The organism is Saccharibacillus sacchari (assembly GCF_037722395.1).
Taxonomy (GTDB): Bacteria; Bacillota; Bacilli; order Paenibacillales; family Paenibacillaceae; genus Saccharibacillus; species Saccharibacillus sacchari_A.
Genome location: NZ_JBBKAR010000007.1, coordinates 75,671 through 92,504, shown reverse-complemented (window position 1 = coordinate 92,504; position 16,834 = coordinate 75,671). Strand labels below are relative to the sequence as shown.

The window sequence follows — 16,834 nt, the reverse complement described above, 5'->3', positions numbered from 1 at the left end:
CGGCTACGCCGGATTGGAAGAGTAAAATTAAAAGACTGTGGCTGCGCCATTGGCCGGTCAAGTGAATGAAAAGAATGTGGCTGCGCCATTCGGAATCGATCTTCTTGCCTTCGGGTAGAAGTTCGATTGCGAATAGCACAAAGAGGGAAAAGGGGAGTGGTGAGGATGCAGCGAAAAATCAATCTGCTGCTTCTGCTGCTGGCTTTGGTGGGCGGAGCGATCGGCTTCGGCATCGGGGAATGGCTGCTGAATCATTTTGAAGGAAAAACGTCCAGCATTTTGCTGGTGGGGATTTATTTCGGCGTATTGGCTTTGTGCATCGGGCTGGGCTGTATGGTGGCGGAGACGATCTCGCCGAAGCTGAACGGACGATCGTGGAAAGAACGGTATTCGGGCTTTTCCTGGAAAATGCTCGTACCTGTGACGCTGGCGGCTTTTCTATTGTTGGGATCATTGTTCGAGTTCGTGTACGAGCTGGACTTGGGCGGGGTTAAAAAGATCAACGATATCGTCTTGGTCATCGACAACTCGGGCAGTATGATCGATACGGACCCGCAGAACGAGCGCTTTACCGCGGCCAAAGAGCTGATTGCGCGCATGGATGCGGAAAAAAGAGTCGCCGTGTTTACCTTCGACGATGTGCCGCAGCTTGTCCAGCCGCTTACTCCGGTCGCGACGGACAGCGAGAAGCAGCAGGTATATGCCAAAATCGACGCGATCGAGGAAACGGAATTTTCGACCAATATCGATCAGGCGCTGACCGCTACGATGGAGCATATCCGCGACAAAGGCAACGCCAATAGCGGAGCTATGGTAATTCTGCTATCGGATGGCATCGCCGACGTGAATTTGGATAATATCCTGTCTTCGTATCAGAGCCAACGCGTGCCGATCAATGCGATCGGACTCGGAAAAGGGCTGGTGGTGGAAGCGGAAGACGGTTTCCTTTTGCTGCAAAATATTGCGGAACGCACAGGCGGCACCTATACCGACGTATCGAACGCCGACCAGATCTCCCTGGCTTTCCAAGACATCTACCGCAACCTGGACGACCACACGCTGCTCACCGAACGCACGGGCGCGCCTGCGGGAAGCACGTATCTGCAAATTTTGCATATCGTACTGATCCTGCTGATCGGAGCCGGTCTCGGTATCGCGCTCGGCGTGATGTTCGATAACCGTTTCCTGGCCAAAAGTTTCGGGATCGGCGGAGCCGTGGCGGGTCTTGCGGCGGGGTTGATTTTGGAATTCGGTTTGCAAGGCGACACGCTGGGCGATTCGACGGTCAGACTGCTTGCCGATCTGGCGTTGGCGACGATCATCGCTTTGTTCACGCTGATTATTCCGATCCGCGAACAACAACGCAAAGAACGGGGACGAAGAGGCGCGGGCGTCGGCACGACCAATCCTTCGGCGGGTCTCGGCAATCGTCCGGGCGACCGCAGCAGCGGTTTTTAACGGAAGAGGTTCAAGCGAATTCGGCTCGGGGTCGATATTCGGCGGATTCGCGGACTTCGTTCAAGCTCCGCTTAGCCGATTCAAGGGACGGGTAAAGATATTGCGAGTAATTGAATAGTATGCTATCGACTATATGGCAATATCCTACACCCAACCCGGATCGGAGAGGAAGAATCTGATGACTCAATCTAACGCACACGCTTTTGACGTTTTGTTTATCGGTAGCGGCCAAGCCGCTTGGAACGCCGCACTGCCTTTGACCAAAGCCGGAAAAAAGGTCGCTATTGTCGAACGCCATAAAATCGCGGGCGTCTGCACCAGTTACGGCTGCAATCCGAAAATTATTTTGGACAGCCCGATCAAAACGGTCGAAGACGCACAGCTTTATGGAGGAAAAGGACTGGAAAGCTCGTTCTCGTTGGACTGGTCGAAGCTGATGGATCACAAAAATTCCATTCTCGATCCGCTGCCGGATTTTCTGGGCAAAATGCTTAGCGACGCGGGCGTCACGATCGTGCACGGCGAAGCGAAGTTCGAAGATGCACGCACGGTCGTCGTGAACGGCGAACGCTATACGGCGGAAACTTTCGTCGTTGCGGCCGGACAGCGCCCGATGCTGCCGGATATTCCGGGCCGCGAGCTGCTGAAAACGAGCGACGATTTCCTGTATTTGCCGGAGCTGCCTAAGCGCATCGTGTTGATCGGGGCGGGCTACGTGGCGATGGAAATCGCGTCGATCGCGTCAAAAGCCGGTTCGCAGGTCGAAGTCGTGCAAAATTCGGATCATGTGTTGTCAGGATTCCATCAACCGTATGCCGACGCCTTGATCGAGAAGATGAAAAGCGACGGCGTCGTTTTCCATTTCGAAGATCAAGCGGTACGTCTGGAACAGCAGGGCGAAGAATCGGTGCTGTTTACGCAAAAAGGATTGTCGCTGAAGACTGATCTGGTTATTAACGCTACCGGCCGCATCCCGAATACGGACGGCATCGGCTTGGAAGCAGCGGGCGTGGAATATACGGAAAAAGGCATCGTCGTCGACGAGTATCTGCGCACGTCCCAGCCGCATATTTACGCAAGCGGTGACGTGTTGGACAAAAAGCAGCCGCGATTGACGCCGACTTCCGTTTTCGAAGCCAAATATCTGGGGGCGCTGCTGTCCGGCTTGACCGACGCTCCGATCGATTATCCGCCAATCGCCACGATCGCGTTCACGCTGCCGCGCATCGCGCAAATCGGCGTATCGCCGGAAGAAGCGAAGAACGCGGAAGGCTACAAGGTGAAACCGGTCGAACTCGGCAAACAGTGGGACTTCGCGGGCCGGGGAGATACGGATGCGCATCTGACGCTGGTTTACGATAAGGAAGGGTTTCTGGTCGGGGCTTCGGCTTACAGCCGTGAAGCGTTGGATATCGTCAATGCGCTGACGCCGATCATCACGCTAAAACTGACTGCCGAACAGGCAGACCGTTTGGTGTACGCGTTCCCTTCGTTCGAGTCGACCATTGCGGGATTATTGCGTCAAGGACAATCCGAGTAGGTTGAAAAGAAGACATCCCAAGCCAAAAGGTCAAGACTAAAACAAAAAAACAAAAAAAAGTTCGGGATTTCAAACTTTACCTATTGCTTACCGGATGCTGTATAAGCTTTAGATGGATATCCATAACCGAAATAGCCGCACGTCTCTTGGGATTTTTGAACAACTTCAGCTTGAACAACCGCAATTTGCAGGCAGCCGATTATCCAATGGAACGTCGGTTGCCTTTTTGCCGTATTTGACTTTTGAGGCTTGCAACTTCCAAGCTCTGCCTGGTCTTCGGGCGGGGGAATGACGAACCTTGCTGTGTTATAATGAAGGAAGTTATGACGCTTGACGAACGATTGAACGAAAGGGGATATCCGCGATGCGGTTTATCGAAGCGGGACCGGATTCGCCGGTCATTCGCGAACTGACCCGCCGGGTGAACGGCGACGTCTGCACCCTGCAATGGCAGTGGCCGTCCGGTACCGACCTCGTCTACGTCGGCCGGCGCGCGCTGGACGCGCAGCACGACGTCACATCGGATGCCGAGTCCGTGACGTTCGGACCGGACGGCGGCTTCGACGCTTCGGGGTTGAAGCTGTACACGCGCGAAGAATATAAATCGGCCGGCGGGTATCGGGATCGTCTGGACGGGATCGGGCGCTATGCGTACATGGTGTACGCGGCGCTGCCCGGTTCCGGCGATCCGGTGCTGATTCGCCAGCCCGACGGATCGAATATCGTGGAGACGCCCGCGGGACGCGCCAAGATACGGTACGCGGTCCGGGAGAAAAAGCCTTTGTTCCGCGCGTTCAAAACGGTGCGGATCGAGATTTCCTGCGAAGTGCCGCTCGGAGAAGACGTGTTGTGTTACGTGAAAAAAAGCGGCGCGCATCCGAACGGCCCTCAGGACGGGACGATGTATCCGTTCGCGGCGCCTTTTCCGGCGGGCCGCACAGGATTGCCGGAGATCGAGGTCGGAAAAAATGATTACGTCCGGGTGTTTTTTACGGACGGGAAGAAGTACGGGCAGCTGTACGAGCTGCTGCCGGAATGACCGGCTACGCCATCGGCGGTCGATCCGCTTGCCTTCGTTCGGGTAGAGTAGGAGAACGACAACGAATGTTGCGAGCATCCATGATTTGAACGGCTTTTTCGTCGGAAAGGCGAAAAATGTTGCGATAGTCCATCATTTTCGCTTGTATTCAACGTAAATCCGATGATTCGGGTCGAATCGTGGGATGTTCGCAACATTTTCGTTCCTTTTTTCCTGCGACGTGATCGAATATGGGATATTTGCAACATTTACCGAATTTCAAAAGCCGGATCATGCACGTCATCTCACAAAAGCTAAAATATTTATGGTTATCCATCTATCCAGCAAGGAGGAAAAAGGGAATGAGCTTTTTCAACCTATTCAAAAGAAAGTCTCAGGAAGAACCGAGGCCGCTGTTTTACGATATCGTTTGCCCGTATTGCTTCAGCAAGTTTTCGCCGGAGGAAGTCGTGTTCCGCGCTTCGCATCACCGCGAGGACGACGAAGATTTCGCGCTGCGCGAAGACGCTCCGCTCAACCGGTACCGGGAGCGTTTCGGATTGGACACGGTTTACGATATGGAAGCGATCCTGAATCCGCAGGACATTTTGCCGGAACATCGTACATACACGGACAACGTGCTGACCGCGCTGACAGACCGTTACGGCGAGACGACGCGCAGACGGCTGTGCCCGCATTGCCATAACGAGCTTCCCGTCACCGCGGGCAAAGTGCCGAGCAATATCATCTCGATCGTCGGCGCGTCGCAGGTCGGCAAGTCCGTCTACATGACGTCGCTGATCCATACGCTTCAGCAGACGACGGCCGACCGGTTCGACGCCGCCTGCATGCCGCTCAACGCGGAGATCAGCCGCAAATTCCGCATGAACTACGAAGAACCGCTGTTCGAACGGGGCGATCTGCTCGCGTCTACGCAAAAAGAGCGGATGCAGGAACCGTTCATTTTCCAATTCGTGTTCAAAGACGAGAAAAAGCCGCCGCTCACGCTCGTGTTTTTCGACGTGGCGGGCGAGGGCATGGTGGACGAAGAGTACCTGAACCTGCATGGACGCCATATTCGCAACTCCGCGGGCATCTTGTTCATGGTCGATCCGCTCCAGATCCGTTCGATCCGCGAGCGGATTCGCATCATGCTGGGCGACAAGCCGGGCGAATGGACGAACCGCTACGACGAACCGCGCGACGTGGTGTTGACCATGTTCAGCGATTTTATCTCCCATCAGGAAAAAGGCAAAACGGATATTCCGACGGCGGTCGTGCTGACCAAAAGCGATATGCTGCGGTCGTTGGCCGACGAAGACGGGGATTATATTCGTCCGAACAGCAACGTTTTCAACAATATGGAGCACCACGATTACTTCGACCTGACCGAGTTTTCGAATATCGACGGCGAAGTGCGGCGCTTTATCGAAAAGGTCGACCGTCCGTTCAAAGGCACGATGGACGTCTACTTCAACGAGACCGGCTATTTCGCGGTATCGGCTCTGGGCAGCAATCCGGTCGACCAGAAGATTCAAGGCGTCGTCAGCCCGATCCGGGTCGACGAACCGTTTATCTGGCTGCTGCACAAGCTCAAATATATCGAGGGGAGAGAATAAACCGTGAGTCCTTTCTCCTCCAAAAAAATCGGCCAGCAGATGTACACGAGAGCGCGCAGCGGCATTTTCCGGGATACCGAAGGCTACGACACGATCGCGCGCTCGCCGGGGCTGGACGACGCGTTCGTGAAAAAAACGCTGCACCCTCTCTGCGCGTACGACGCTCCGGCCGAATTGACCGCTTCCGGCGTCAAAGAAGAAGCGGCTTACCCGGACGCGGTGCATCTGGTGCAACTGGAAAACGGCGATATTGTGCTGGGACGCAGTCTGTACAAGTCGGTCGACTTCGCGGGACTGCGCAGCACCTTTTTTACCCATAACTATGTGATCCCGGCCGAAAAAGGCGATGCGTTGACGTCGGCGTACATGAATTTCCTATATGCGGATTACGCGTCGGAAGCAACCGAATCGGCCGACGACGAACCGCGCGATACCGTGCTGCCGGAGTTGGACGAACTGCCGATGCGACTATCGTTGCCGCAGCCGAAGACCGGGCCGGATAAGCTTGCGGAACTGGGTCTGGACGGCGCCGCGTTCAAACGTCTGCTTCTGGCGCTGATGGAATCGATCAACGGTCGCCGCAAAGTGTACGTCACGCTGGATGCGCCCGTGGCCGAGTTGAACGACCGCGCGCTGCGGCTGCTCGAAGTGCTGTACGCGGCGCTGCCGCCGCAATTCCGCCGTCGTCTCGGATTCGTGACGTATTCGCGCGAACCGCACAGCCGCAAAGGCGTGCATCTGACATTCGTCGAACAAGGCTCGATGCGTCCGGGCGACCGGAATATCGAAAAAGATTTTCTGTTCGATTTCTCGCGCAACCGGATCGTAAACGCGGCCGAAGGCGGGAATTTGCAGGAGTTGGCGGATTTTCTGCTGGACGAACTGCGCGATCCCCAGCGGTTGGAACGGTTTTATGCTTTTGCCGACGAAGCGCTGGGCAGCACGCCGGACGAGCTGAATCCCGAGCGTTATCTGGAGATGTCGCGTTTGTTCCGGATCGAAGAAGGCGACGAAGAAATCTACGAAGCCGACCGCCGGGGCATTTTGAGATCGCTGTTGGATTGGGCGGGACGTCCGGGCGATTCGCGTCTCAAAGCCCGGATGCTAGATCTGCTCGGCGGGCGGTTCGACCGCGAACTGCAAGACCTGATGGCCGGACGCATTCCCGAACCGGATCGGCTGCGCGATATCGTGGCGTATTTCCGGGTGGGCGGCAAAGGGGCGGGAGCGCTTGTGCTGCGTTATCTGCTGACGCTGATGCCGATGGTGACCCGCCAGAAACGCAAAGACGGGGAACTGGCCTACTACGCGGTCATCGAAAGCGATCCGGAGCTTGCGGACACGTTCTTCTCGACGCTGATCGGCAACCGCCAATTGTCCAAACTGTTGTTCGAACCGTATCTGGACCGGAAAATGGAAGCGGCGGGCAACGCGGCTGAAGTGGTGCGGCTCGTGCAAAAATGGTCCGACGACCATCCGGGGTTGCTCAATAACGAGCATTTTTGCGACGTATCGCTCCGGGTGCTCGGCACCAAGCTGCGCCGCTCCGGCGAACCGGTATCGGCCGTGCGCGGCGTGGTGGAGACGCTGCGCGGGGACGGCAATCCGACAGCGGGCCTGATGGACGGCACCGGCGAAGAATTGATGAAGCATCCGTTATGCGTCGCGCTCGCCGACGAAGCGATCCAATATCTGCTGGACGAATGGGAATGGGAAAAAGTCACGTTGCAGCAGGTTACGGGACTCGGCTTCTTGTTCGAAGGCGAGAGCGAAGACGATCGCCGGAAAAAAACGCGCGGTCCGCGCGGAACCGAACGGTATGCCGCGCTGCGCGCCGCGTACCTGTGGTTCACGCTGGACCGCCCGGACGCAAGCCTGCTCGAAAGCTTGGCGATGCGCGAGATGGACGAAGTGCAAAAGCTCGGCCGACGCCTGCTGCCTTCCGAGATCGCGGCCGGACGTTACAGCCGTTTGCTACCCGCTTTTTCGCGCAGTTTGAGCGGAGGCGGCGAAGACGTGGATTACCGCCGCCTTGTCGACGCGGTGCGGATGAACTCGACCAAAGCGGGCGGCCGGGAATCCGTATACAGCTTCTTCGCCTGGTCGGCTACGCAGGAACCTTACGTGCAAGGGCGCAAGCTCGACCCGGATTACGAAAAAGCGATTCTGCTGTATTTCGCGACGCATGACAAAGAAGCGTTCCGCGACAAAAACAACCGCCGCGATTATTTCGATATCGCTCCCGCGCCGTTGGCGTCGGTATACCGCAAAGTGCAGTCCCAGCAGGCTTCGTCGCTGGTACGTTGGATGCGCAAAAATCGCGGCTTGACGCTGATGATTATGGGCGTATTGGCTCTTCTGATCGTCGGCGGAGCCACGGTCGGCATCCTCTACGGAACCGGGGTATTGGGCGGGCAGCAACAGGTCGCCCAGACGCCGGAAAATCCGGCGACCGACCCTTCCGGCGAGAACGGAACCGAAACGCCGGGAACGACCGGGGAAACGGTACCGGGCGAGAGCGGAGGGCCGGAGTTTCTCGTATTCGCTCCTTCGGACGGACTTGCGGTCGAATTCGGATTTCGTACCGTCGAAGAACGGAATGCTTTTATAAGCGAATCGCATACGCTGACGTTGGAGTTGGCGGACGGTAATTCCGCGAAGTACGATAATCCGCGTTTTGAGCAAGGCTCCGACCCCGAGCCGATCGAAGGCGCGGCCGGAACCGAAAGTACGCCCGGCGCGTCCGCGGACAACGGGAGCGGCGATACGCCGACCGGCAGCGATAGCGGAGCTGCGACTTCGACGGACGACAGCGCCGTGAGCGGCAGCGACACGTCGGCTTCGGGCACCGATTCCGCGGCCGATCCCAACGCAGTTACCGATCCTGATACCGCCGGCGCTACAAATGCGGGCGATCAGGGGACGACGGATACGGACGGAAGCACTGATCCCGGAGTTGCCGATCCGAACAGCGGAACCGACGGCGATAGCCCGACCGACGACGCCGCTTCTTCCGACCCGGCGACGACCGACGGCACGCCAAGCACCGGTACCGATACTTCGGCAGCGGATGAAGCGGCGGCCGCTTACCAATCGGCCGATCCTGCGGAGTACGTATACAAAGCAGTGTATCGCATAGTCCCTGCGCTGGATTCTCCGGTGGAACGAGTAACGCTGGACGATGAAAGTTACGAGATCAGAAACGATACCGCGTCGCAATAACTTATAAATTGGCCTCTATGAATTCAGCTTAAAGCTGTGTTCGTAGAGGCTTTTTTTGATGTAAAAATTTAGTTGATTATTTTCGGAAAAGTGCTAACTTAGTCTTTTTAAGTGACAAATAGCAGGACTTTCGGTTACTTTATCTACGAAATGAAATGGTAATTTTATTATTAAAAAGAAAATAAAAAGAGATCATTAGGTTTGAGGATGGATAAAGATGTTTATTTACCTTTTGTTTCACCGGATAAATAATTTGAAACATAGGCTTTCGATTTATATTTTTCCTTTATCCGGGATATACGAACCAGTCGTAAAGGTCAGTTTGTTGCTTGAACCACGCAGTCACTGCTCATCAGAATTGGAGGAATCTCGCAAATGCGCGCAAAAACAAAATGGCTTCTGTCTACCTTGCTGGTGTCCTCGCTAGGCGCCCAAGCCGTGCCTCATTCGGCTCTAGCCGATCCGGAACCGGCGGAAGCTCCGGACGAAAAGCAGCTTCAAAACGAAAAGGCAGCCGCCGAATTCGTCGAAGCGCCTGTCAAAGTCGTCAGCGAAGAACTCGCAAGCCGTACGCTGTACAGCAAAGAGTATCTGCTTAGCGACAACAGCCGCGAAACGGTGCTATCGGCCGCTCCGCTGCATTACGAAGACGGCAACGGGGATTACCAGGATATTCTTCTGGCACTGACGCTTCAGGCTTCGCCACCGCAGCAAGCGAATGAGAAACCGGTAGACAGTCCCTCGGCAGCAGAACCGGAAGTTCAACCCGACCCTGCCGCCGAACCTTCGCCCGAATCTTCCGATCCGATTCCAGCCGACTCCGAAGCTCAAGACACGCCTTCTTCGGTTTCCGTAAGCTCGATCACGTCCGCGACACCGTCTCAAGTCGGTTCATCCGCCAACCGATCCGTTGCCGCTTCGGTAAAGTCCGAGCCTTCGAACGAGGAGCCTTCGCAGCCTGCTCCTTCACCGGACGCACCGATCACCGAAAACCCGGATACCCCGACGACCGAATCACCGACGCCTGCCGAACAAGTTCCGGCTTCCGGCGAGTCCGTTTCCGAAACGCCGACCGAGCAGGAGGAAGCAGAGACGCCGCTTGACGAAGGACCCGCTCCCGCCGCTTCCGACGCCGCTCCGCAGTACACGTCTTCGACCGTTCCCTACACGCCGAGCCTACATAATGCTTATGCGCAAGGCTTTTCTCTCGGCACGGACGGCAATACGATCACCCTCGTTCCGGTCGGCGCACAAGAGTCGCAAGCCGATGTCTCGCAGGCGGCGATCGGTCAACTGGGCTACGCGGACGTCTGGACGGCTACCGACGCGACTCTCGCGCTGACCTCTTCCGGCATCTCACAGACGTTGAACCTGAATTCGGCCGACGCGCCTTCGACATTCCGTTTTGCCGTGGAAGGAACGCTTGACGAAAATCTGACCGGCGGCGGCCTGACGTTGTCTCCGGCTTGGTTGACCGACGCGGACGGGCAGCGCCGCGAAGTCGCCCGGACGCTGAAAGAAACGGCCGGCGTTCGTTACCTCGATCTGGATCTCGATCCAAGCGGTTTGTCGTACCCGATCGCGGTGCATACCGGTATCGAACTGCAAACGAACGTGCAGAAAGCGACGATCACGGACGAAGAAGCAGGCGTTTCGAACGCCGTAAGCGCGTTCGCGCGTTCCGCTCCGAAACAACCGGAAACCCGCACTTATCTGCAATACGATCTGTCCGGCTTGCCTGAAAACGCCGCTGTTCGCGAAGCTTATCTGACCACGGATGCGGGCGAATCGGGCGGCGATCCCGACACGCTGCGCGTGCTTCGGGCGGTAGAGCCGTGGAACGAGGCGACGCTTGCGTCCGATGACGAACCGAGAACGGCGCTGCGCGCCGACGGAGCCAGCTACGGCAAACTGCGCAATGAAGCGGACGGCACGCAGCGGATCGATCTCGATCCCGACCTGATCACCCGCTGGTTGACCGACGAACAGCCGAACTACGGCCTGCAAATCGACAGCGGCAGCGAGCCGACGTCATTCGCGGAAGCGCCGCAGCTTCATATCCGCCACGGCGGCGATACGGTCAGCACGCTTAGCGCGGCCGGCACGCCGATGCAGTTCCAGTACTTTTACGACGACCAGAGCCGGTTGCAGTACATCCTGTTCTCGTCGGGCGAGCGCATCAATTTCACGTACGATACCAACGGCAACCTGATCCAAAGACAATACGTGCCCGGCTCTTAAGCCAACAAACATAGAGAATCGAGGGAAAATCGTTCGTGAAAAAACCATTGTTTAGAATCCTCAACGCCGCGCTCGCCGCGGCTCTGCTGCTGCCGCCGGTCGCCGCGCCTAACCGGGCGCAAGCGGCTCCGGCATCTTCCGCCGCCGCATCGTCTTCATCGACTGCTTCGCAATCGTTCGTCACGGGTCCTTTTAACGATACCGCCACGCCGTTGTCTTTGTACGAAATCGCCGCGAACACGCCATACAGCGGAGCCGCCGAAGGCGAAAACATCTCGGACGTCACGGGATCGCTGTCGCGTCTGGAAACGGACTTCAGCTTGCCGGGACGGGGTGGTCTTGACTTTACGCTGGGCCGTCTGTACGAAAGCAACGAAGCGTATATTGAAGAACCGAAAATTACGGGCAACGCCGGATCGTACGCCAACGGGAGCGAATATTATACATACAACGAGCGCACGTCGAACCTGGGCGTCGGCTGGTCGTGGTCCATTCCTTCCGTCGAGCTGCGCGGAGACGTCCGGTATCTGCATTTTGCCGACGGAACGGTGTATCAGGTCGAAGCGGGCGGGCAAGGACTGGTGGATTACCCGCTTCAGGACGTGACGTTCGGGCCGTCTTCCGACAGTATCTCGACGCAAAACGCAGCCGGTCAGACCGTCAGCGCGACCGCCGCATACGCGTTGACCGATACGCTCGGCACGAAGGTCTACTTCAATACCGACGGACGCTGGATCGGAACGAAAGACGCGTACGGCAACGTCATTTTGGTGCAATACGCGCAAGCCGCCGTCAACGACCAGAACAGCTACCCTCTGATCAGCAAAGTCATCGACACGCTGAACCGGGAGATTGTTTTTTCGTATAAAGCCAATGCCGTGACCGTGACGTATGCGGGCAAAACGCTCACTTACAACAAAACGCTGATCAGCGGCACCACGAAAAAGCGCACGTTGTCGTCCGTAGCAAACGAAAACGGCGAGACGACCAGCTACGCGTATGCGAAGCAGGAAACGAACTACGACGCCGTCACCAACGCCGGAGCGGCCGCGGCCAAAGTCGTGTATATGGGCATGACTAAAACGACCTATCCGACCGGCGCCAGCACGGCTTACGAATACGGGCAAACGACGAAACGTCTGGGCGATCAGGGAACGCTCGGCTATTACCGCGTCACCAAGCGTTACGACGAACTGAAAGAAAGCACGACCAAAAAGAAAAATTTCGTGTCGTACGATTACGCGAACGCAACCGATTTCTCCGATCCGGCGCAAACGACCTCCACGGTTAAACGCACCACGATCAGCAATCCGAACGCTGCTTCGAACGTGGCGTCCGTCGAGAAAATCAGCGAAACGACCGTCCTGAACGCCGACCATCTGGCGATCCAGGAAACGCGCGAGAAAGCCGGCGAGTACAAAAAGCAGATCGACACCGCCTACGACCCGGATCAGCAGCTCGCGGTGCAGATCACGGAAACGGATACGGACTATACGCAAAACCCGGCGAAAACGGCCAATAAAGTCCATGCGTATACGTACGACGATTACGGCAATGTGCTGACGTACACCAATCCGCTCGACCATATCAGCAGCTACACGTATTCGGCGACGTATCCGGGCCTGACGCTGACCGAGCGCAACACCGTATCCGGCGTCATCACCGACGATATCGTACATACCGCCGATCCGGCGTTGCCGCATATCACGCAAACGGTGCAGAATTACGCGGACGAAAGCGGTCAAGCGAGCTTCCTGCAAATGACGTACCAGCACGATGCCTACGGTAACGTCACCCAGGCGGTGCAGCAGCTCGAAAACGATAAAACGCAGCAAACGGATATCGAATACGGCGCAGCCGTCAAACACGCGTATCCGACTTCGATCAAGCAAAAAGTGACCGAAAACGGCACGCCAAAAACCATCGAAGAACGCTACGAATACGATCTGCCTACGGGCCGCGTACTCAAACACTTCGATGGCAACGCCGTAGGCAAAGGCGCGCCTGCCGGTTCCGACGAAGCGTATGAATACGACAACGTCGGCCGGATTATCAAAGTGACACGTCCCGCTGCGGCGGACGGCACTCGCGCCACGTCGACTTCTTCGTTCTCGTACGGCACGATCGGCCAGATCGGTCAATACTACATCGTCGACGAAGAGGGCAAAGAAAGCAAAGAAATCTACGACGGACTCGGTCGCCCTTCCTCGATCGAACTGAAACGCAAAGACAACAATAACAACGTCGCGTTTTACACGCTTCAGTCCAATCACTACAACGATCTGGGCGAGCTGGACTACACGACGGACGGCGAAGGCCATCAAACGAAGTACGAGTATGACGCCAACGGCGAGATCAAGGAGACGATCTCGGCGGCGGGGCGCGTAACGGGGTACGGCTACAACAACGTGCTGAACCAGGCGACGACCACGACGGATTACGGTGCGAAAGTGACCGAACAAACCGACGCGGCAGGCCGCTCGACCGGCACGACCCGTACGGATGACAAAGGCAATATCATCACGACGAGCAACCAATACGAAGTCGGCGGCAACCCGTTTTCGACAAGCACGACCAATGGCAAAGGCGACACGACCGGGTTCACGAACGACGGTCTGCACCGTTTGCAAAACGTGACGCAAAGCAGCGGCGGCATGTCGCTCAACACGAAGTATTCGTACAACAAACAAGGCGCGATGACGGAAAAAGTCTTCCCGGATCTGACCAAGATCACGTACGGGTACGACGAATTGGGCCGACGCTTGTCCAAAACGGACTCCGTACTGGGCCAAGAAAGCTACACGTACGACAACAACAGCAATATCACCGGAGGCACGACGCGGGGCGGCATCAACGTCGTCAACCAATACGATGAACAAAACCGTCTGACCTCGTGGAGCAGCGGCGACAAAAACGGTTCGTTCACGTATTACAAAAACGGTCTGCGCAAGTCGATGACCGACGAGACGGGCACGACGCAGTACTTCTACACGCTGGACAACAATCTGGAACGCATGGTCTACCCGGACGGCAAACAGATTTCGTACACGTATTACAAAAACGGACTGACGAGCAGCATGACCGATCCGTTCGGTTTGACGACGACGTACATTTATAATGCGGACAATCAGTTGTCGGAAGTGCGTACCGAAAACACGAAGCAGGCCGAGTACGTTTATCGCGACGGCTTGACGCAATCGGACGAGAATTACCTGAAATCGTCGCAGTTGTACCAGTTAAAACTGGGCAACGGCCAGATCACGGCGACGTATACCAACGATGGGTTCGGACGACTGACCAACCTGCTTCAGTCGGCCGGCGGCTTGACCCAGGCGTTCACGTACGGCTACGATAACGGAGACAATATTACCAGCCGCAGCGACGGCACGACGAGCGGCACGTTCACGTACGACGAACTGGATCGGATCATCACCAGCTCGGAAGGCGCGGAGACGTACACGTACGACGGCAAAGGCAATCGCCTGACGCTGCAATCCAGCATTCAGATGCCGCATAAAGACAACGTGAATTACACGTATAACCAAGCGGAGCAGTTGAGCAACGTAACGCGCAACCAGACGTCGGTCAGCTACAAGTACAACGGCGACGGGCTGATGACCGAACGCAGCCTGACGAAAAACGGCCAAGCGAAGACGACGCGTTACTACTACGACGGCACGAACATCATCGCCGAAGGCACAGTCGCGGCAGACGGCAGCGTGACGTTCAAGGCCCGTTACGTGCGCGGCGCGCAATTGATCTATCGCGAAGACGCGAGCAACCAGAAAGCGTACTACCAGCACAACGGCCACGGCGACGTCACCGGACTGGTGAAAGCGGATGGCACGACGCTGAACAGTTACACCTACGATATCTGGGGCAACCCGCTGACTTCGAATGTCCAAGTCGAGAATCCATTTGGGTACTCGGGCGAGTTCTGGGATGAAGACACGGGTCTACAATACCTGAGAAGCCGTTGGTACGATCCGGGGATCGGGCGGTTTATTCAGGAAGATACGTTCGAAGGGTACGTAAATAGGCCGAGCAGTCTGAATCCGTATACGTATGTGGAGAATAATCCGCTGAAATTCGTAGATCCTAATGGTTACGCGCCTCAATGGTTGGAAAACACATGGAGCGCCGTCAAAACCGGTGTAAAGGAAACTGCGGACTTCCTGGTTATTGACGATATCAAGACGCTGACGAGTTCACAGTCTTCAACAATCGATAAAGTCATTGCGGGAGCCAGCCTGCTGCCGGTCGGAAAAGTCTTTAAAGGCGGCAAACTCATCGTTGAAGTTGCCCAGGTAGGAGACAAAGCCTCCGGCGCAGCGAAAGCAGCCAAAGCGGTAAATAAAGCATGCAATTGCTTTACCGCAGGCACGAAAGTGAAGACGGATCAAGGCGAGAAAGATATTGAAGACGTAAAGATCGGCGACAAGGTGTTGGCGAAAGATGAAAACACCGATGAAGTCACTTACAAGCAGGTTACGGCGACCTTTAACCATGAAACGGACGAAATCTACAGCATTCATATCGGTGATCAGGTGATCGAATCGACGTATAACCATCCGTTCTGGGTTGTGGATAAGGGTTGGGTATTCGTCAAAGACCTGAAGCCGGGCGATCTGTTGGAGCAGAGCGATGGAAAGACTTTAGAGGTAAGAAGCATCGAAGTCGAGCAACGCCAAGCGACCGTTTACAATATGACGGTGGAAGGGTTCCATACGTATTTTGTGAGCGGATTGGGGATTTGGGTTCATAATGATGAATGTAACCTACCTGATTTGATGCAATCTGCTTCATTAGGTAAGGGATCCACTGGAAGAACTACAGCAAATACTTTAAACGAACAACTAGCAATGAAAGAAGTTTTATCAAATCCACTTTCTGGAGCTACTGAACTAAAGAAACTTACCATGACTGATAAAAGATGGCTTAAAGAAGATGGCTGGGTTAAAATGAGTAAAAACGTAAATGGAGTAGAGTCTCACTTCGTTTATAACAAGGTAACAGGAAAGTTCGATGATTTTAAATTCAAATAAGGATGAGTTGATATTTTTATGAAGGAAGTTCAAATTTTATGGGAAAGTAAGAATGAAAAAATAGTTATAGAATATTTGTATGATATCGAAGGCTACTTCACTCTAGCTGTTTATGTTCAGTCAGGATGGTTTTCTGGAAAATCAAACTTTTGTATCGCACAAGATAAGGTCAACGAATTGAATAGTTTAGTAAAAGAAGTTGAATTAAATTTGGAGGGGTGCATTAAGATAGAAGATTGTGATTCTGACGCACATGTAGTTATTGAAGCAAGTAAGTTAGGACATTTTAATGTTTCAGGTCAAATTGGAAGTAGTTATGAAGAACAGAATATGAATTTTAAATTTGTCGCAGATCAAACTTTATTAAAGAATATGAGTGAGTTATTTGTAAAAATTGTCTCATGAACGACTGAGTATTTAACGTGATAAAATAGTAAGAAGAAAGGGAATTTTCGGCTTGTAACAAGTCGAAATAGGAACAATGCATTCAAACTTTATAATCATTTTTCAAGAAACCGGAATCGTTAAGCCTTAATAAGGTATGCGATTCCGGTTTTTTGCTTAGCTAGTCTTTTACATGGCAAACTCATTCGATATGCTGACAACCTATATCTAGAGTGTCTATTAGCTCAAGTGCGTACCAACAACACGAAGCAGGCCGAGCATGTGTACTGCGATGGTCTGACCCAAT

8 protein-coding genes are annotated in these 16,834 nt (G+C 55.0%); all 8 read left to right on the top strand.

Features of this window, described 5'->3' with window-relative positions; genetic code table 11:
* Nucleotides 1-165 precede the first annotated feature (165 nt).
* Nucleotides 166-1,458, top strand: coding sequence for a vWA domain-containing protein (locus WKI47_RS03135; protein ID WP_340225737.1), 1,293 nt, complete (start codon nt 166-168; stop codon nt 1,456-1,458).
* A 178-nt stretch (nt 1,459-1,636) separates the two neighbouring features.
* A complete protein-coding gene (locus WKI47_RS03130; RefSeq protein WP_340225736.1) occupies nt 1,637-2,998 on the top strand; it encodes an NAD(P)/FAD-dependent oxidoreductase in 1,362 nt (453 codons plus the stop codon).
* A 364-nt stretch (nt 2,999-3,362) separates the two neighbouring features.
* Nucleotides 3,363-4,037 (top strand): beta-mannanase, encoded by a 675-nt coding sequence (locus WKI47_RS03125; RefSeq protein ID WP_340225735.1) that lies wholly within the window; start codon nt 3,363-3,365, stop codon nt 4,035-4,037.
* 341 nt (nt 4,038-4,378) lie between these two features.
* Entirely contained in the window at nt 4,379-5,635 is a 1,257-nt protein-coding gene (locus WKI47_RS03120; protein WP_340225734.1) for a TRAFAC clade GTPase domain-containing protein, read from the top strand.
* A 3-nt stretch (nt 5,636-5,638) separates the two neighbouring features.
* A complete protein-coding gene (locus tag WKI47_RS03115) occupies nt 5,639-8,857 on the top strand; it encodes a hypothetical protein (protein ID WP_340225733.1) in 3,219 nt (1,072 codons plus the stop codon).
* 375 nt (nt 8,858-9,232) lie between these two features.
* Nucleotides 9,233-11,098, top strand: a complete 1,866-nt coding sequence (locus WKI47_RS03110) for a DNRLRE domain-containing protein (protein ID WP_340225732.1) — start codon at nt 9,233-9,235, stop codon at nt 11,096-11,098.
* 35 nt (nt 11,099-11,133) lie between these two features.
* Nucleotides 11,134-16,143, top strand: coding sequence for a polymorphic toxin-type HINT domain-containing protein (locus WKI47_RS03105; protein ID WP_340225731.1), 5,010 nt, complete (start codon nt 11,134-11,136; stop codon nt 16,141-16,143).
* Between the two features lie 18 nt (nt 16,144-16,161).
* A complete protein-coding gene (locus WKI47_RS03100) occupies nt 16,162-16,548 on the top strand; it encodes a hypothetical protein (RefSeq protein ID WP_340225730.1) in 387 nt (128 codons plus the stop codon).
* Nucleotides 16,549-16,834 lie beyond the last annotated feature (286 nt).